Origin of the sequence: Streptomyces malaysiensis subsp. samsunensis (assembly GCF_024519315.1) — a bacterium.
GTDB classification, from domain to species: Bacteria; Actinomycetota; Actinomycetes; order Streptomycetales; family Streptomycetaceae; genus Streptomyces; species Streptomyces malaysiensis.
Window position 1 is genome coordinate 29,954 of sequence record NZ_JANIIC010000017.1, and the last position, 18,893, is coordinate 48,846.

Annotated in this window: 13 protein-coding genes; 12 read left to right on the forward strand and 1 reads right to left on the reverse strand. The window is 72.1% G+C overall.

All coding sequences use genetic code 11. The annotated features are described in order from the left end of the window. The first annotated feature begins 67 nt into the window (after positions 1-67). The 6 genes from hisC to NQU54_RS16650 all read left to right on the forward strand — a co-directional run bounded on the left by hisC (position 68) and on the right by NQU54_RS16650 (position 11,964). Entirely contained in the window at positions 68-1,147 is a 1,080-nt protein-coding gene (gene hisC / locus NQU54_RS16625) for a histidinol-phosphate transaminase (RefSeq protein WP_069861139.1), read from the forward strand. A 203-nt stretch (positions 1,148-1,350) separates the two neighbouring features. Further along, entirely contained in the window at positions 1,351-2,940 is a 1,590-nt protein-coding gene (locus tag NQU54_RS16630) for a cytochrome ubiquinol oxidase subunit I (RefSeq protein ID WP_257631741.1), read from the forward strand. Between the two features lie 26 nt (positions 2,941-2,966). Continuing rightward, entirely contained in the window at positions 2,967-3,968 is a 1,002-nt protein-coding gene (gene cydB / locus NQU54_RS16635; RefSeq protein ID WP_257631742.1) for a cytochrome d ubiquinol oxidase subunit II, read from the forward strand. Positions 3,969-3,987: 19 nt separating this feature from the next. Further along, entirely contained in the window at positions 3,988-7,863 is a 3,876-nt protein-coding gene (gene cydD / locus NQU54_RS16640; RefSeq protein WP_257631743.1) for a thiol reductant ABC exporter subunit CydD, read from the forward strand. A gap of 352 nt (positions 7,864-8,215) precedes the next feature. Then, entirely contained in the window at positions 8,216-9,910 is a 1,695-nt protein-coding gene (locus NQU54_RS16645; protein WP_257631744.1) for a GAF domain-containing sensor histidine kinase, read from the forward strand. A gap of 1,208 nt (positions 9,911-11,118) precedes the next feature. Further along, complete coding sequence (locus NQU54_RS16650) at positions 11,119-11,964, forward strand: hypothetical protein (RefSeq protein WP_257631745.1); 846 nt, start codon at positions 11,119-11,121, stop codon at positions 11,962-11,964. Between the two features lie 81 nt (positions 11,965-12,045). Here NQU54_RS16650 and NQU54_RS16655 read toward each other — a convergent pair whose 3' ends face one another. Next, positions 12,046-12,918, reverse strand: a complete 873-nt coding sequence (locus NQU54_RS16655; protein ID WP_257631746.1) for a Cof-type HAD-IIB family hydrolase — start codon at positions 12,916-12,918, stop codon at positions 12,046-12,048. A gap of 243 nt (positions 12,919-13,161) precedes the next feature. Between NQU54_RS16655 and NQU54_RS16660 the strand changes: the two genes are divergently transcribed. From NQU54_RS16660 to NQU54_RS16685, 6 genes are all read left to right on the forward strand, one after another. Next, on the forward strand, positions 13,162-14,070 hold the full coding sequence (locus NQU54_RS16660; RefSeq protein ID WP_257631747.1) for an LLM class flavin-dependent oxidoreductase: 909 nt from the start codon (positions 13,162-13,164) through the stop codon (positions 14,068-14,070). Positions 14,071-14,194: 124 nt separating this feature from the next. Continuing rightward, a complete protein-coding gene (gene htpX / locus NQU54_RS16665) occupies positions 14,195-15,103 on the forward strand; it encodes a zinc metalloprotease HtpX (protein ID WP_069861126.1) in 909 nt (302 codons plus the stop codon). A 3-nt stretch (positions 15,104-15,106) separates the two neighbouring features. Continuing rightward, the gene (pspAB, locus tag NQU54_RS16670; RefSeq protein WP_232639875.1) at positions 15,107-15,691 is read left to right on the forward strand and encodes a PspA-associated protein PspAB; all 585 of its coding nucleotides are present in this window, start codon (positions 15,107-15,109) and stop codon (positions 15,689-15,691) included. A gap of 271 nt (positions 15,692-15,962) precedes the next feature. Next, entirely contained in the window at positions 15,963-17,075 is a 1,113-nt protein-coding gene (locus NQU54_RS16675; RefSeq protein WP_306278779.1) for an ABC transporter ATP-binding protein, read from the forward strand. Next, a complete protein-coding gene (locus tag NQU54_RS16680) occupies positions 17,065-17,964 on the forward strand; it encodes an ABC transporter permease (protein WP_167502354.1) in 900 nt (299 codons plus the stop codon). Before NQU54_RS16675 ends, NQU54_RS16680 begins: the two co-directional genes overlap by 11 nt. After that, a complete protein-coding gene (locus NQU54_RS16685) occupies positions 17,961-18,887 on the forward strand; it encodes an ABC transporter ATP-binding protein (protein WP_069861120.1) in 927 nt (308 codons plus the stop codon). The genes NQU54_RS16680 and NQU54_RS16685 overlap by 4 nt, the downstream gene beginning before the upstream one ends. Positions 18,888-18,893 lie beyond the last annotated feature (6 nt).

Below are 18,893 nucleotides of genomic sequence, written 5' to 3' on the forward strand. Positions count from 1 at the left end.
GTGTGCAGTATTGCCGTGTGCGAATGCTGTGCACGGCCGGGACAGGATGGGTCGAGGAGGACTGTCGGTGACCGAGAAGAGCCCCAAGCTGCGCGCCGCGCTGGACGGCATTCCGACGTACAAGCCCGGTAAGCCGGCCGCCGCGGGCGGCCCCCTGGCCTTCAAGCTGTCCTCCAACGAGAACCCCTATCCGCCGCTGGCCGGGGTGCTGGAGACCGCGGCGAACGCCGCCGCCTCCTTCAACCGCTACCCGGACCTCGCCTGCACTGCGCTGATCGCCGAGCTCGCGAGCCGCTTCGATGTGCCGCTGGAGCATCTGGCCACCGGGACCGGCTCGGTCGGTGTCGCCCAGCAGCTGGTCCAGTCCACGGCCGGACCGGGCGATGAGGTGATCTACGCCTGGCGGTCCTTCGAGGCATATCCGATCATCACTCAGATCGCCGGTGCGACAGCGGTGCAGGTGCCGCTGACCGATGCCGAGGAGCACGATCTGGAGGCGATGGCGAACGCCATCACCGACCGCACTCGGCTGATTTTCGTCTGTAATCCCAACAACCCGACCAGCACCGTGGTGCGCCGCGCCGAGCTCGAACGCTTCCTGGAGCGGGTGCCGTCCGATGTGCTGGTGGTGCTCGACGAGGCGTACATCGAGTTCATCCGGGACGACCGGGTCCCCAACGGCATCGATATCTACCGCGACCGGCCGAATGTGTGTGTGCTGCGCACCTTCTCCAAGGCGTACGGCCTGGCCGGACTGCGGGTCGGCTTCGCGATCGCCCATGAGCCGGTGGCGGCGGCGGTGCGCAAGACCGCGGTGCCGTTCGGCGTCAGCCAGCTCGCCCAGGACGCGGCGGTGGCCTCGCTGCGCAGCGAGGACGCGCTGCGGGAGCGGGTGGACGCGCTGGTCACCGAGCGGGGCAGGGTGTGGGAGGCGCTGACCGCCCAGGGGTGGACTGTCCCGGACTCCCAGGCGAACTTCGTCTGGCTGCGGCTGGGGGAGCGCACGGCCGACTTCGCGGTGGCGTGCGAGGCGGCGGGCGTGGTCATCCGTCCGTTCCCGGGCGAGGGGGTGCGGGTGACGATCGGCGAGCGCGAGGCGAACGAGATCTTCCTGCGGACCGCGGAGGAGTTCCGCAAGGAGCTCTGAGCCGCGCGGGGCGGCCGTCCGCGGGGCCGCCAAGGGGTCGTCAGCCCTGCCGCGAGGTGCGAAGGATAGCCATACGTGCCGCATTCGCCCCCTCCCACCCCCCTGGTGGGAGGGGGCGAAGCCGTATGCGTATCATTGCTTGTGAATGTGAATACGTTCACAAGCTCGCCCGCGAGCAGGCACGCCCGTAAGGAGAGATTCAGGTGAATCTGGCTCTGGCGCCGGAGACGCTGGCCCGGTGGCAATTCGGCATCACAACGGTCTACCACTTCCTCTTCGTGCCGCTGACGATCTCTCTTGCCGCGATCACGGCGGGTCTGGAGACCGCCTGGGTCCGCACGGGCAAGGAGAAGTACTTCCACGCCACCAAGTTCTGGGGCAAGCTCTTCCTGATCAACATCGCGATGGGTGTGGTCACCGGCATCGTGCAGGAGTTCCAGTTCGGTATGAACTGGTCGGACTACTCCCGCTTTGTCGGTGATGTCTTCGGCGCCCCGCTCGCGATGGAGGCACTGCTGGCCTTCTTCTTCGAGTCCACCTTCATAGGTCTGTGGATCTTCGGCTGGGACAAACTGCCCAAGAAGATCCACTGCGCCTGTATCTGGATCGTCGCGATCGGCACGATCCTCTCGTCGTACTTCATCCTCGCCGCCAACTCCTGGATGCAGCATCCGACCGGCTACACCATCGACAAGGCCACCGGGAAGGCCCAGCTCACCGACATCTGGGCGGTGCTGACCCAGAACACCACCCTCGTCGTGGTCTTCCACACCCTGACCGCGGCCTTCCTCACCGGCGCCGCCTTCGTCGTCGGCATCTCCTCCCTCCATCTGCTGCGCGCCAAGCGCCTCCGGGAGCGCGGCGAGGAGCTGGGCGAGGGGCGGAAGAAGCAGATCGGGGCGATGCGGACCTCGCTGCGGGTGGGCCTGGTGGTCGCGGTCATCGCCGGGCTCGGCACGGCGACCAGCGGTGACCAGCTCGGCAAGGTGATGTTCGAGCAGCAGCCGATGAAGATGGCGGCCGCCGAGGCGCTCTGGGACACCCAGGCGCCCGCACCCTTCTCGGTCTTCGCCGTCGGCGATGTCAGCAAGGGGCACAACAGCGTCGAGCTGGAGGTGCCCGGGGTGCTCTCCTTCCTGGCGCACAGCAACTTCACCGACTCCGTCCCCGGGATCAACGACATCGCCCAGCGGGAGGCCGACGCCTACGGCGGTCAGCCCGATGACTACATCCCCAGCATCTTCATGACCTTCTGGGGCTTCCGGCTGATGATCGGCTTCGGGATGACCTCGTTCGTCGCCGGGCTGATCGGGCTGTGGACGACCCGGCGCAAGCTGTGGCTGGCGCCCGCCTTCCGCACCGGCGAGGACGAGGTGCCCCGGCTCATGCTCACCAAGAAGCGTGAGATGGCCCCGCTGCTGTCCACCTGGTCCTGGCGGATCGGCATTCTCACCATGGGCTTCCCGCTGATCGCCAACTCCTTCGGCTGGATCTTCACCGAGATGGGCCGTCAGCCCTGGGCGGTCTACGGGCTGATGAAGACCGCCGACGCGGTCTCCCCCGGGGTCGGCCGGACCGAGGTGCTGATCTCGCTCGGCGTCTTCACGCTGCTGTACGGGGCGCTCGCGGTGATCGAGGTGCGGCTGCTGGCCAAGTACGCCAAGGCCGGACCGGACACCGACGAGAAGCCGCCCGCCAAGGACCCGAAGCTGCGGCTGCCCTCGGGCGGTCCGGGCGGCGGGGGCGCCGTCGAGGACGAGGACGCCGACAAGCCACTGACCTTCGCGTACTGACGGCCGGAGAGGATCGGGAGAGGATCATGCACCTTCACGACTTCTGGTTTCTGCTGATCGCCGTCCTGTGGACGGGCTACTTCTTCCTGGAGGGCTTCGACTTCGGCATCGGCGTACTGACCAAGCTGCTCGCCCGCGACCGCACCGAGCGCCGGGTCCTGATCAACACGATCGGGCCGGTGTGGGACGGCAATGAGGTCTGGCTGATCACGGCGGGCGGGGCGACCTTCGCCGCCTTCCCCGACTGGTACGCGACGCTGTTCAGCGGCTTCTATCTGCCGCTGCTGGCCGTCCTGGTGTGCCTGATCCTGCGCGGTGTCGCCTTCGAGTACCGGCACAAGCGCCCCGAGGACCGCTGGCAGCGCAACTGGGAGCAGGTGATCTTCTGGTGCTCGCTGCTGCCCGCGTTCCTCTGGGGAGCGATCTTCGCCAATCTGGTGCACGGGGTGCCGATCGGCCGTGACGGGAACTACGCGGGCGGTCTGACGGATCTGATCACGCCGTACGCCCTGCTGGGCGGGGTGGTCACGCTGGTGCTGTTCACCTTCCACGGCGCCGTCTTCGCCGCGCTCAAGACGGACGGGGGCATCCGGACGCGGGCACGGCGGTGCGCGGCCCGGCTCGGTCTGGCCACCGTCGTGGTCGCGGTGCCGTTCCTGGTCTGGACGCAGGGGGACAGCGGGAACGGTTCCAGTCTGGTGGCGGTCGCCATCGCCGTCCTGGCGCTGGCCGTGGCGCTGATCATGAACCAGCGGGGGCGTGAGGGGTGGGCGTTCACGCTGTCCGGGGTGGCCATCGCGGCCGCCGTCGCGATGCTCTTCCTGGCCCTCTTCCCCGATGTCATGCCCTCATCGCTGGACCCGGAGTGGAGCCTGACCGCGGCGAACGCCTCCTCAAGCCCCTATACGCTCAAGATCATGACCTGGATCGGGGTCATCATGATGCCGCTGATCATGGCCTACCAGGCGTGGACGTACTGGGTCTTCCGGAAGCGCATCGGCACCCGGCACATCCCCGCGACCCACTGACGCGGGTGCGGTGTTTCACGTGAAACCAATCGACCCCCGGCTGCTGCGGTACGCACGGGCCACCCGCTTCTTCCTCGCCGCCTCCGTGGCGCTGGGCCTGGCCGGAGCGGGGCTGGTCATCGCACAGGCGATGCTGATCGCCGAGATCGTGGTGGGCGCCTTCCAGCACGGCGACGGTGTGCGGGCGCTGACACTTCCGCTGGGGTTGCTGGCCCTGGTCGCCGTCGGCCGGGCGGTCGTCTCCTGGCTGACCGAACTGGCCGCCCACCGGGCCGGTGCGGCGGTCAAGTCGGAGCTGCGGCTGCGGCTGGTGGAGCGGGCCGTGCGGCTGGGGCCAAGCTGGCTGGATTCCCAGCGGACCGGTGAGCTCACCACCCTCGCCACCCGGGGTATCGACGCCCTGGACGACTACTTCGCGCGCTATCTGCCCCAGTTGGGGCTGGCCGTGGTGGTGCCGGTGGCGGTGCTCGCCCGGATCGTCACCGCGGACTGGATCTCCGCGCTGATCATCGTCGCGACGCTGCCGCTGATCCCACTGTTCATGGCGCTCATCGGCTGGGCCACGCAGTCCCGGATGGACCGTCAGTGGCGGCTGCTGTCCCGGCTGTCCGGGCACTTCCTCGATGTCGTCGCCGGGCTGCCGACCCTCAAGGTCTTCGGCCGGGCAAAGGCCCAGGCCGCCTCGATCCGCGCGATCACGGCCGACTACCGGCGGGCCACGCTCAAGACGTTGCGGCTGGCCTTTCTCTCCTCCCTCGCCCTGGAACTGCTCTCCACGGTCTCGGTCGCGCTGGTCGCGGTCGACATCGGAATGCGGCTGGTGCACGGCGAGATGGACCTCTACACCGGGCTGGTGGTGCTGGTGCTCGCACCCGAGGCGTATCTGCCGCTGCGGCAGGTGAGTGCGCAGTACCACGCGGCGGCGGAGGGGCTGACGGCGGCGGACGAGGTGTTCGCGGTGCTGGGGCGCGAGCCCTCGGAGGCGGGCGGTTCACCGGCCCCCGACGCCCGGGGCGCCGCGCTGGCGCTGGACGGGCTGGTGGTACGTCACCCCGGACGTGTCGAACCGTCCCTCGCGCGGACCTCGTTCGAGATCCGCGCGGGGGAGACGGTCGCCGTCGTGGGCCCCAGCGGTGCCGGGAAGACGACCCTGCTGAACGCCGTGCTGGGCTTCGCCGCGCCACACGAGGGCCGGGTGCTGATCGGGGGCCGGGACCTGGCCTCGCTCGAACCGGAGAGCTGGCGGCGCCAGATCGCCTGGGTGCCCCAGCGCCCCTGCCTCTTCGCCGGGACGATCGCCGAGAACGTCCGGCTGGCCCGGCCGGACGCCGACGACGAGGCGGTACGGACCGCCCTGCGGGACGCCGACGCGCTTGGCTTCGTCTCCGTCCTGCCGGACGGGATCGAGACCCGGCTCGGCGAAATGGGCGCGGGGCTGTCCGCGGGCCAGCGACAACGGATCGCCCTGGCCCGCGCCTTCCTGGCCGACCGGCCCGTGCTGCTCCTGGACGAGCCCACGGCCAACCTGGACGGTGAGACGGAGGCGTCGGTCGTCGAGGCGGTGCGGAGGTTGGCCGAGGGCCGCACCGTGCTGTTGGTGGTCCACCGCCCGGCACTGCTTCCGCTGGCCGACCGTGTCCTGCGACTGGCGGGGCCGGAGGGTGGTGCCGGGTCCGGGGCCGGGCCCGGGGCCCCTGTGGCCTCCGTGGCCACGCTGCTCGCCGCCGGGCACGGGGCGACGGTGGACGGTGCGGGTGTGGCCGGGGATCTGCGCACCGAGGCGTGCGTATCCGTGCGTCGGGGTGCAGAGGTGCGACTGTCCGCGTTGGAGGCGGCCACGGGCGCGGAGCGGGCACGGGCTGATGTTCCCGGTGGCGCGCATGAGCCGATGGCGGATGCGCCCGCTGGCGTGGAGCGCACGCCAGCCGCCGTATCCGGCGCCGCGCAGGCGCCGACGTCGGATGCCGGGTGCGGCCGGCGGTTGGGCGAGGCGCGGCCCGGGTCGGACGGGACGGATCTGGCTGCGTCGGATGGCCCGGTCGCGTCCGCTCGCCCGGCCGTGTCGCGCGGCTCGACCTCGTCGTACCGGACCGGCGTGCGGTCGCCGCGCGGTGTGTTGGCTCGGGTGCGGGTGGGGGCTCGTGGTGGGCGGGGGCGGTTTGGGCTGGCCCTGTTGCTTGGGAGCCTCGCTCTGCTGAGCGCGGTCGGGCTGATGGCCGTCTCCGGGTGGCTGATCTCGCGGGCCGCGCAGCAGCCGCCCGTGCTGTATCTGATGGTGGCGGTCACCGCGACCCGGGCGTTCGGAATCGGGCGGGCCGTCTTCCGTTACGCCGAGCGCCTCGTCTCGCATGACGCCGTGCTGCGGGTGCTGGCCGAGCTGCGGGTCGCCGTCTACCGGAGGCTGGAGCGGCTGGCGCCCGCCGGGCTCGGCCGGACGCGGCGCGGCGATCTGCTCTCCCGGCTGGTGGCCGACGTGGACGCCGTCCAGGACTACTTCCTGCGCTGGCTGCTGCCGGTCGGCACCGCGCTGATCGTCGGCGCGGCCTCGGTGGGCTTCCTCACCTGGGTGCTGCCCGAGGCCGGGGCCGTACTGGCGGCGGGGCTGCTGGTGGCGGGGGTCGTGGTGCCCGCCGTGTCCGGGGCACTCGCGCGGCGGGCGGAGCGTCGCCTGGCACCGGCGCGCGGTGCCCTCTCGGCGCAGGTCGTCGATCTGCTCGCGGGTGCCGCCGAGTTGACCGTCGCGGGCGCGCTGCCGCGCCGGCTGGACGAGGTACGCCGCGCCGATGGGGCGCTCACCCGGATCGCCCGGCGTACGGCGGCCGCCGCCGGCACCGGTGCCGGGCTGTCCGCGCTGGTCTGCGGGCTGACCGTGGCGGCCGCGGCGTGGGTGGGGGTGCCGGCCGTGGCGGACGGCCGGATCCACGGGGTGTGGCTGGCGGTCGTGGTGCTGACCCCGCTCGCCGCCTTCGAGGCCGTCGCGGGGCTGCCGCTCGCGGTGCAGCACCGACAGCGGGTGCGGCGGGCCGCGGAGCGGGTGTACGAGGTGCTGGACGAGCCGCTTCCGGTGCGCGAACCCGACGAGGCGCGGCGCGAGGAGGCGCCCAGCACGCCGTATCCGCTCGTACTGCGCGGGATCACCGCCCGCCACCCCGGGCAGTCCGCACCCGCCTTGGACGGGTTCGGGCTGGAGCTGCGCCCGGGGCGCCGGGTCGCGGTCGTCGGCCCGTCGGGGGCGGGCAAGACCACCCTCGCCCAGGTGCTGCTCCGCTTCCTGGACCCCGAGGGGGGCACCTACACCTTGGCGGGCCGGAACGCCGCCGCCCTGGACGGGGACGCGGTGCGGCGGCTCGTCGGCCTCTGCGCCCAGGACGCTCATGTCTTCGACAGTTCGCTGCGCGAGAACTTGCGGCTGGCGCGTCCCGGCGCGAGCGATGGCGAGCTCCGCTCGGCGCTGGCCGGGGCCCGGCTGCTCGACTGGGTGGACGGGCTGCCGGACGGCCTGGACACGCTCGTCGGCGAGCAGGGCGCACGGCTCTCCGGCGGTCAGCGGCAGCGGCTGGCGCTGGCCCGCGCGCTGCTGGCGGACTTCCCGGTGCTGGTGCTGGACGAACCGGCCGAGCATCTGGATCTGCCCACGGCCGACGCGCTGACGGCCGACCTGCTGTCGGCGACCCGGGGGCGCACCACCGTCCTGATCACACACCGGCTGGCGGGCCTGGCCGCGGTGGACGAGGTGATCGTGCTCGACGGGGGCCGGGCCGTCCAGCGCGGGACGTACGAGGAGCTGGCCTCGGCCGACGGACCGTTCCGCCGGATGCTGGAGCGGGAGGACGTGGAGGGTGGAGTGCCGGTGGGGGCTGGGCAGCTGGGTGCCGGCAAGGTTCTGTGTGGCTGATGCCGTGGGGTCGGGGACGGCCTGGCCCGGTGCGGGTGGGTGCCGGGCAGGTGTGGCCCTGGCGGGAGGACGTGGAGGGTGGAGTGCTGGTGGGTGCCGGCAAGGTTCTGTGTGGCTGATGCCGCGGGGCCTGCGACGGCCCGGCCCGGCGCCCGTGGGTGCCGGGCACGGGGGCGCCCACCAGGCCCTGTCGGCGGGTTTTCACGGGCCCGCCGACGCATCTCCCAGCGGCCCTCGGCCACGGCGGGGCTCCGTGGCGTCGGCCGCTCGTGCCACAGGCGCCGCCAAGGTCCACCGGACAGGGCCTGGCACGGCAGGGCGTTCATCCGCCGCATTCATTAGGCTCGACGGCATGGCGGCCGCTGCCCCCTCCCCCGACCCTCTGGACGTGGCCGCGGAGGCGACCCGCGGTCTGCGAGGGCTGTCCACCGAGCTCACGGCCCGGCTGCCGCGGCTGCTCGAGGCGATGCGCGCGCTCGGCACCGGGCCGGACGCGCACACCGTCCTCGACCGGATCGTCCGCACCGCGGCCGAGCTGGTGGGTGCCCGCCGCGCCGCGATCGGGGTGCACCATGCCGAGGGTGACGCGGCCGCGGGCCAGGGCCTGGCCGATGTGGTCACGTACGGCGAGACCGAGGCCGACCGGGAGGGGTGCGCGGAACTGCTCGCCGAGGCGCGCCGGACCGGGGCGCCCTCGGCCGCCGGGCCGCAGGGCTCGTATCTGGCCGTTCCGCTGCGGGTGGGGGAGGAGACCTTCGGCACCCTCTGCCTCGCCGGGAAGCGGGACGGCGGTCCGTTCACCGAATCCGACCGGCATCTGGTCGAGGTGCTGGCGACCGAGGCGGGGATCGCCATCGGCCACACCCGCGTCCAAGGGGCCACCCGGCAGCGCGAGCGCTGGATCGAGGGGGCGGTGGCCGTCACCCAGGCGCTGCTGTCCGGCGGCGCCGGGGAAAGTGCCGTAGGCGGGATGGGCGGCGGGCCGTCCGTGGTCGCCGAGAAGGTCCGGGAACTCGCGGACGCGGCGGTGGGGATCGTGCTGCTGCCGGAGGACGGCGGCGGCGGGCTGAAGGTCACGGCGGTGGCCGCCGACGAGCCGTCCGGGCTGCTCGGCACGGCGCTTCCGGCCCGCTCCCCGGCCGTGCCGAGGCTGCTGGCCGGGCAGCCGGTCCTCATCGAGGATCCGGCCGCCGACCCGCTGCTCGGCACCAGCGCCCCCGGACGCTACGGGCCGAGCCTGATGGTGCCGCTGAGCAGCGGCGACCGGGTGCTCGGCGCGCTGGCCACCGCGCGCGAGCGCGGCGGCCGCCCGTTCACGGCCAGCGAGCGCGCTCTGGCCGCCCAGTTCGCGGCGCAGGTGGCGATCGCGCTGGTGCTCGCCGAGGCGCAGCGCGACCGGGAACGGCTCGTGGTCCTCGAGGAGCGCGACCGGATCGCCCGCGATCTCCACGACCTCGTCGTCCAGCGGCTCTTCGCGGCCGCGATGCTGCTGGAGAGCGCGGAACGCCGGTCGGACGCGCCGGAGGTGCGGGCGCGGATCGAGCGGGCCGTCGAGGAACTCGGCGCCACCATCCAGGAGGTGCGGACGGCGATCTACGCGCTCCAGCAGGCCCCGCCCGAAACCCCGGCCGGGCTGCGCGGCCGGGTGCTGCGCGAGGTCAGGGCGGCCGCCGTACCGCTGGGCTTCCAGCCGTCCCTGACCTTCGTGGGCCCGGTGGACGACCAGGTCGGCCCGATGACCGGCGCCCATCTCGTCGCGGCACTGCGCGAGGCGCTGTCCAACGCCTTCCGGCACGCCCGGGCACAGCGGATCGAGGTGGTCGTGGACGCCACGGCTCGGCTCGCGGACGGGCGCCCGGCGGTCCGGCTGACGGTCGCCGACGACGGCGTGGGCGTGCCCGCGGGCGGCCGGCGCAGCGGCCTGGCGAACCTGGCCCGGCGGGCCGAGGCTCTGGGCGGATCGAGCGCCTTCGGCCCCGGCCTGGGGGAGGGCGGCCGCGGCACAGCGGTGACGTGGGAGGCACCGCTACCTGGCGAGGGCGCTTGATGGGGTGTTGTGTGTCTCGGTGGCGTTTTGGGTGCTTGAGGGGCTGACGCGGGCCTCACGCGGCTGGACGCTTGAGGGCGCTGGTGTGGCCCCTGGGCCGCCGTGCATCTGACGAGACCGCCGCGCGCCCTATGGCCGCTACGTGCCTGACGGGCGGCCGTGCGGCTGTGCGCCGCATGGCGCCGGGTGCCTGGCGGGGGTGCTGTGTGCCTCGTGACGCTGGGTGCTTGATGGGCTGCTGTGGACCTCATTCGGCTGGGCGCCTGATAGGGCGATATGGACCTTATGTCGCCGGACGCCCTGTGAGGCCGATCCACGCCTCATGGCTGCTATGTGCCTGACGGGTCGCTATGGGCCTCATACGACTCGGCGATTGATGGGGATGCTGTATGGCCATGCCGCTGGGCGTCTGACGAGGCCGATGTGCGCCATGCGGCTAATCGCCTGGTACGGGCCTTATGCGGCTGTGCGCCTGGCGAGGTCGCTGCGTGCCCCATGGCTGCTACGCGCGCCTGACCGGCTGCTGTGCGCCGCATGGCGCTGGGTGCCTGGCGGACTGCGGTGTGTCGGACGCCGCTATATGCCTGACGGGCGGCTGTGTGCCTCGTGCCGTTAGGCGCTCGACGGGGCCGTCGTGGGCCTCATGCCGGTCATCCCACTGGGCGCTTGGCGAGGTCGCTGCGTGCCCCATGGCTGCTACGCGCGCCTGACCGGCTGCTGTGCGCCGCATGGCGCTGGGTGCCTGGCGGGCTGCTGCGGACCCCTGCCGCTTGGCGGCTCATGGCCGCTATGCGCTTGGCCTTCGCTGTGTGTCGGACGCCGCTATGCGCCTGGCGGGCTGCTGTGTGCCTCGTGCCGAGGATGGCCGGGCAGCAGTCCCACCCCGAAGGTGCCGGTGGCCATGAGGCGCTCGACGGGGCCGCCGTGGGCCTCATGCCGGTCATCCCGATGGGCGTCTGACGAGGCCGCTGCGCGTCCCACGGCCGCTACGCGCCTGACCACTTGCTCCGCGTCTGACACGCCGCCCCGGGGCGGCGTTTGTCGCTCGGGCGGCCCAACGGCTCACCTACGCGGGCCAACTAGCGCCTCGTCAGAGTGCGGGTCGTGGTGGCCGACGGTGGGATGAGCCTCGCGGGCCGTTCGGTCCTTCGTATCCCATCGCACTCCGCGACAGATGTTGGCCCGACCGCGGGGAAGGAAGTCATGACGTGAACAGCCAGAGTCCCACTCCCAAGCGACCCCGGACGCGTCGCCGGGTCCTGTTCGCCACCGTCACCGCGGCGGCCCTTATCGGACAGGTGATGACCCTGTCCCCCGCCGCCCAGGCGGATGACACCACGGGCGGCGGCTTCGGTCGGCCGAAGCCGCCCAAGCCGCCGGCCATCATCCACGGGATCCAGGAGTTCACCGCGGACGGCACCTTCACGCCTCCCGCCGGTGTCACCTCGGTGCACATCCAGGCGTGGGGCGCGGGCGGCGGTGGCGGCGGTGGTGGCGGTGGTGCCAGCGCGACGCTGACCGGCGCCGGTGGTACCGGTGGGGGCGGCGGATCCGGCGGCTTCACCTGGTGCGTCATCCCGGTCACGCCGTTCGCCAGCTATGCCGTGGACCTGGGCACCGGTGGCACCGCCGGCACCGCAGGTCCGGGTGGCCCCACGGGCGGCAACCCCGGTGGTGCCGGTGGTACCGGTGGCAACGGTGGGGCTACCACCCTGACTTCCTCCAGCGGGGTCCAGCTCATCGCCGGCGGCGGTACGGGCGGTACGGGCGGTGGCGGCGGCACGGCCGCCCCGGGCACGCCGGGCACCGGCGGCACCGGTGGCACCGGCGCCTGCAACAGCCTCTCCGTGGTGAACCGCACCGGTGAGAACGGGGCTTCCGGCGCCGACGGCGGTGAGGGCGGCGACGCGGTCGACGGCATCGTCGAGCTGCCCCCGACGAACACCAGCGCGGGCGGCGACGGCGGCGTCGGCGGCCCCGGCGGCAACACCCCGGGCAGCGCGGGCTCCGTCGGCACCGCCGGTGGCAACGGCTACCTGGTCTTCTTCTGGTAAGCACGGCCGTGTGAACCCGCCGCCCCCCGGTCCGGTGGCCGGGGGGCGGCACAGCGCGCTCAGCCCGTCAGGATCGGCTCGTCAGCCCGCCAGCATCCGCTCGATGACGGCGGCGACGCCGTCCTCGGTGTTGCTCGCCGTGCGGTGGGTGGTCGCGGCGAGCACATCCGGATGGGCGTTGGCCATCGCGTACGAGGTGCCCGCCCACATCAGCATCTCCAGGTCGTTGGGCATGTCCCCGAACGCCACGACATCCGCGGCGGAGATCCCGCGCTCGGCGCAGCACCGGGCCAGGGTGCTGGCCTTGCTGACCCCGAGCCCGCTGACCTCCAGCAGGGCGGACGGGCTGGAGCGGGTGAAGTCGCCGTGGGACCCGGCCACCGAGCGGGCCAGCTGGAGGAAGGCGTCGGGCGCCAGCTCGGGGTGGTGGGCGAGCAGCTTGAGGACCGGCATGTCGGCGTGGGCGAACCCGTCGTGGAGCAGCTTCTCGGCGGGGGCGACGATCGCGCCCGGGTCGAGGTGGAACGGCGGGTACCGCGGTTCGTAGAAGATTCCGCCGCTGCGCTCGATCGCGAAGGTGGTGCCGGGGGCCGCTTCGCGCAGCGCCTCCACGACGGCGAGGGCCCGGTCGGTGGCGAGCGGGCGGACCTCGATCGGCAGCCCGCCCTGGTGCAGATCGACCACGGCGGCGCCGTTGGCGCAGATCGCCAGGCCGTGGCCGTGCACATGGGCGCTGACGACATCCATCCAGCGGGCCGGGCGGCCGGTGACGAAGAACACCTCGATGCCCGCGCGCTCGGCCGCCACGAGCGCCGCCACGGTGCGCTCGGAGACCGTCTTGTCGTCCCGCAGCAGCGTGCCGTCGAGGTCGGTGGCGATCAGCCGGGGCCGGGCCGGGGCGGGGCGGGAACGCTCTGTGGCCGGGGTGTTCGGCCGCTCGGTCGCAGGAGCCACGGCAACATCCTCCCGCATATGCCACTCATCGGTGAGGGGCCGGTGCCGGTGCGCGGTGCCCGTAGGCGTCCCGCGTCCTGCGCGCTCGTACGCGTCCCGCGGTGCTAGTGAGGTGCTGCTGGGGTGCTGCTGCGCGTCCTGCGTGGCTCGTTCGCGGCCTGTGGCGCGCTTGGTCGCCCTGCGCTGCCGTCCCGGGCATCCCGCGGGTGCTGCGTTGTCACACCCACCGCTTAGGCTCGCGGTATGCGAGTGAGCACCGTGATCCTGCCCGTCCACCGCTGGTCCGAGAGCGGCCGGGAGATATGGCAGCGCGCCGAGGAGCTGGGTTTCCACGCCGCGTACACCTATGACCACCTGTCCTGGCGCAGCTTTCGCGACGGGCCCTGGTTCGGGGCGGTCCCCACGCTGACGGCGGCCGCGGCGGCCACCTCGCGGCTGCGGCTGGGCACCCTGGTCACCTCCCCGAACTTCCGGCATCCGGTGACGCTGGCCAAGGAGCTGATCACGCTGGACGATGTGTCCGGCGGGCGGCTCGCGCTCGGCATCGGCGCGGGCGGCTCCGGCTTCGACGCGACGACGCTGCTGCGGGGCGGTGAGGAGCCGTGGTCGCCCCGGGAGCGGGCGGACCGGTTCGGCGAGTTCGTCGAGCTGCTCGACCGGCTGCTGACGCACGACGCGGTGACGTACGAGGGCACGCACTACAGCGCCCACGAGGCGCGCAACATCCCCGGCTGTGTGCAGCGGCCGCGGCTGCCGTTCGCGGTGGCCGCCACCGGTCCGCGCGGGCTGCGGCTCGCGGCGCGACACGGTCAGGCGTGGGTCACCACGGGTGATCCGAAGATCTCCGAGACCGGCACCCCGGCCGATTCGCTGGCCGCCATCGGCGGTCAGATCGAGCGGCTGGGCCGGGCGTGCGCGGAGGCCGGGCGGGATCCGGGTGAGCTCGACAAGATCATGCTCACCGGTTTCACCCCGGCGGCCGCAGGGCCGCTGAGCTCGGTGGACGCGTTCGTGGAGTTCGCCGGACGCCATGCCGAGCTGGGCATTGATGAGATCGTGCTGCACTGGCCGATCCCCGATTCGATCTTCGCGGCCGACCTCGGGGTCTTCGAGAAGATCGCCTTGGAGGGCGCGGCGCAGATCACCGAATAGCAGATCACCGAATAAGGGACCAGGGACGCGACGCGGATCGTCCGATAAGCGGCAGAATCGGGTATAGAGCCTTTGGCGCCATCGGTACAGAGCCCTTGGCGTCGTGTCAATGGGGAGGCGCGTCATGCCCCGTACCCGCTATGCCCCTGACCGGGGGCTGACCACTCGCATGGTCACGACGATGTTCTTCATCGGGCTGCTCTACGTGGTCTTCATCGGTGTGCTGCTCGCCGTGTTCAAGGGCGCCTGGCCGCTGATCGTGATCATCGCGGGAGGGCTGTTCGTGGCGCAGTTCTGGTTCAGCGACCGGATCGCGGCGTTCAGCATGGGTGCCCGGGAGGTCACCCCGCAGCAGGCCCCCGAGTTGCACGGTGCGGTGGACCGGCTGTGCGCGCTCGCGGACATGCCCAAGCCGCGGGTGGCCATCGCCGACACCGATGTGCCGAATGCCTTCGCCACCGGGCGCAACCAGCGGAACGCGCTGGTGTGCGCCACCACGGGGCTGCTGCGGCGGCTGGAGCCGCAGGAGCTGGAGGGCGTGCTCGCCCATGAGCTGTCGCATGTGGCGCACCGCGATGTGGCGGTCATGACCATCGCCTCCTTCCTCGGCGTGCTGGCGGGCATCATGACCCGCGCGGCGCTGTGGGGCGGGCTCAGCCGCGGCAGCCGTAACAACAACGTGGGCATCGCGGTGCTGCTCATCCCGCTGATCAGCGCCGTGGTCTATGCGATCAGCTTTCTGCTGACCCGGCTGCTGTCCCGCTACCGCGAGCTGTCCGCCGACCGCGCCGGTGCGCTGCTGACCGGGCGGCCCTCGGCACTCGCCGCCGCGCTGACCAAGGTGACGGGGCAGATGGCCCGGATCCCGACCCGGGATCTGCGCAAGGTCGAGCCGTTCAACGCCTTCTTCTTCGCGCCCGCGCTCTCCGGCGAGAGCGTCAGCCGGCTGTTCTCCTCGCATCCGACGCTGGAGCGGCGGCTCGACCAGCTCGGCCGGATCTCCGCCCAGCTGGGCCAGGCGGGAAGGGGCTGAGGCGTGAGGTTGTGGGACGCCATCCTGGGCCGCAGCAAGCCGGCACGGCCCGACCTCGACCGGCTCTTCGGGCTTCCGGGGGCCGCGGTCACCCTGGAGGCGGGGGCGGGGTTCACCTCCACCGGCCGGGGCTCGGTCTGCTTCGCGAGCGTGGAGGGCGGCGCCTTCTCCCAGCTCCAGCGGGACGTCCGGGAGCTGCTGGACGCGGACACGGACCGGGGCGGGATCCCCGTGGAGTTCAGCCAGGACGCGTACGGCTACACCTGGCTGCTGGCGCGGCAGGCGCCCGACGACGTGGCCTCCCTGGTCAATGATGTGCACGCGGTCAATTCGCTGCTCCAGGACGGGGGGTTCGGCCCCCAGCTGCTGTGCTCCCTGATCGGCTTCCAGGACGCGTCGGGCCGTTCGCTCGCGCTGGTGTATCTCTACAAGCGCGGCACCTTCTACCCCTTCGCACCGCTGCCGGGCGCCGTGGAGAAGCGGGACAACGCGCTGGAGCTCCAGATGCGGGCGCTGCTCGGGGACGATCTGCGGATCGAGGAGGACCTGAGCCGCTGGTTCCCGGTCTGGGGCGCACCGGGTCTCTAGCGCCCTTGGAGACGCCGTCTCCGCCGTGGCTCCGGCCGTGGTCGTCTCGGCCGGTCTGGCCGCCGTGGCGGCCCCGGCGGTGCGGTTCGCCGGGTTCGTACTTCCGGCCCTGTTCACCGGCGCCGTTCACCGCGTCGTACCCAGGATGGGCACGATCCCGTCCGGCGACCGGCCGCAGACCGGGCATAAGGCCCCGGAACGGCTGTGGATACCCGCGGTAACCCCCTCCGGTCGGGCCCCGCCCCCTACGGGCGCGTCAGACCCGAGGACGATGCGAATCCCACCGTCTGGAGTGACGCCGCCTGTGTCCGGGCCCACTACCGTCGAACGCGTGACTGTGATCGCCACCGAAAGTCTGAGCAAGCGGTTCCCCCGCGTCACCGCGCTCGACCGGCTGTCCGTAGACATCGCACCAGGGGTCACCGGCCTGGTGGGTGCCAACGGCGCCGGTAAGTCCACGCTGATCAAGATCCTGCTCGGGTTGTCCCCCGCCAGCGAGGGCCGCGCTTCCGTGCTCGGTCTCGATGTGGCCAAGGACGGCAGCGCCATCCGCGAAAGCGTCGGATACATGCCCGAGCACGACTGCCTGCCGCCCGATGTCTCGGCGACCGAGTTCGTCGTCCACATGGCGCGCATGTCCGGGCTGCCGCCCTCCGCCGCCCGTGAGCGCACGGCCGACACCCTGCGCCACGTCGGGCTGTACGAGGAGCGGTACCGCCCCATGGGCGGCTACTCCACGGGCATGAAGCAGCGGGTCAAACTGGCCCAGGCCCTGGTGCACGACCCGCGCCTGGTCCTGCTGGACGAGCCGACCAACGGACTGGACCCGGTCGGCCGCGACGAGATGCTCGGGCTGATCCGCCGCGTCCACACCGACTTCGGCATCTCGGTGCTGGTCACCTCGCATCTGCTCGGCGAGCTGGAGCGCACCTGCGACCACGTCGTGGTCATCGACGGCGGCAAGCTGCTCCGTTCCAGCTCCACCAGCGACTTCACCCAGGCGACGGCCTCGCTCGCGGTCGAGGTGACCGACACCGCCGACCACCCGGACGGCACCACGGCGCTGCGCACCGCCCTCGACCGGGCCGGGCTCACCGTCCAGCCCGCCGGCCGCGGCGCCGACGGGGCGCCCGGCTCCGACCATGTGCTGCTGGTCGACGTGGTGGGCGAGGAGACGTACGACACGGTCCGCGACACCATCGCAGGACTCGGCCTCGGCCTGGTCCGCATGGAGCAGCGCCGCCACCGCATCGCGGAGATCTTCCGGTCCGACGACGAGGCGGAGGCCACGGACGCCGTGGACGCCGTGGACGGCACGAGAGCGCCCGGAGCACCGGCCGCCGCAAGCACACACGGGAAGGGGGGTGCCGTCGATGCCGCCTGAGACCGTGACCCAGCAGCGCGCCGACGTCATTCACAACATCGGCTACCGCCACTACGACGGCCCGCGCCTCGGCCGCGCCTACGCCCGCCGCTCGCTCTTCTCGCAGAGCCTGCGCGGTGCCTACGGCCTCGGCCGCTCGGCGAAGTCCAAGGTGGCGCCGATGCTGCTGTTGGCCGTGATGTGCATGCCCGCCGCGATCATCGTCGCGGTGGCCATCGCCACCAGCGTGGACGAGCTCCCCGTCAAGTACACCCGCTACGCGATCATGCTTCAGGCCGTCATCGGCCTCTACACCGCCTCCCAGGCGCCGCAGTCCGTCTCCCGGGACCTGCGCTTCAAGACGGTCCCGCTCTACTTCTCGCGCCCCATCGAAACGATGGACTACGTGGTGGCCAAGCTGGCCGCCATGGCCTCCGCGCTCTTCATCCTCACCGGTGTGCCCCTGCTGATCCTCTACGTCGGGGCACTGCTCGCCAAGCTGGACTTCGCCGATCAGACGAAGGGCTTCGCACAAGGACTGGTCTCCGTGGCTCTGCTCTCGCTCCTCTTCGCCGGCATCAGCCTGGTGATCGCCGCGCTCACCCCGCGCCGCGGCTTCGGCGTCGCAGCCGTCATCGCCCTGCTGACCATCTCCTACGGCGCGGTGTCCGCCGTCCAGGCCATCGCCTGGGACCAGGGCAACTCCGGCCCGGTGAGCTGGATCGGGCTGTTCTCGCCGATCACCATCATCGACGGCGTGCAGACGGCGTTCCTCGGTGCCACCTCCTCCTTCCCCGGCGGGGTCGGCCCCGGCACCGGCACCGGGCTCGTCTACGTCCTCGTTCTCCTCGGCCTGATCGCCGGCTCGTACGGGCTGCTGATGCGCCGCTACCGGAAGGTCGGCCTGTGACCACGATCGCCATCGACAACGTCTCCCGCTGGTTCGGGAACGTCGTGGCCGTCAACGACGTGACCATGAACATCGGCCCCGGTGTCACCGGGCTCCTCGGCCCCAACGGCGCCGGCAAGTCCACCCTCATCAACATGATGGGCGGCTTCCTGGCCCCCTCCACCGGATCCGTGACCCTCGACGGCGACCCGATCTGGCGCAATGAGCAGGCGTACCGCCACATCGGCATCGTCCCCGAGCGCGAGGCGATGTACGACTTCCTCACCGGCCGCGAGTTCGTGATCGCCAACGCCGAGCTGCATGGGCTGCCCGATCCGCGCGGAGCCGCCCGTAAGGCGCTCGACACGGTCGAGATGGACTACGCGGGCTCCCGGAAGATCGCCACGTACAGCAAGGGCATGCGCCAGCGCGTGAAGATGGCCTCCGCGCTGGTGCACGAGCCGTCGGTGCTCCTCCTGGACGAGCCGTTCAACGGCATGGACCCCCGGCAGCGGATGCAACTGATGGATCTGCTGCGGCGGATGGGCGCGGAGGGCCGCACCGTGCTGTTCTCCTCGCACATCCTGGAGGAGGTCGAGCAGCTGGCGGCGCATATCGAGGTGATCGTCGCCGGACGGCACGCCGCCTCCGGCGACTTCCGCAAGATCCGCCGGCTGATGACGGACCGTCCGCACCGCTATCTCGTACGGTCCAGCGACGACCGCGCGCTCGCGGCCGCCCTGATCGCCGACCCGTCGACCACCGGTATCGAGGTCGACGCGAGCACCGGCGTCGACGGCGGACTGCACATCCAGGCGGTGGACTTCGCCCGCTTCACCGAACTGCTGCCCCGGGTCGCCCGTGACCAGGGCATCCGGCTTCTCACGGTCTCGCCCTCCGACGAGTCCCTGGAGAGCGTCTTCTCCTACCTCGTCGCGGCCTGAAAGGAG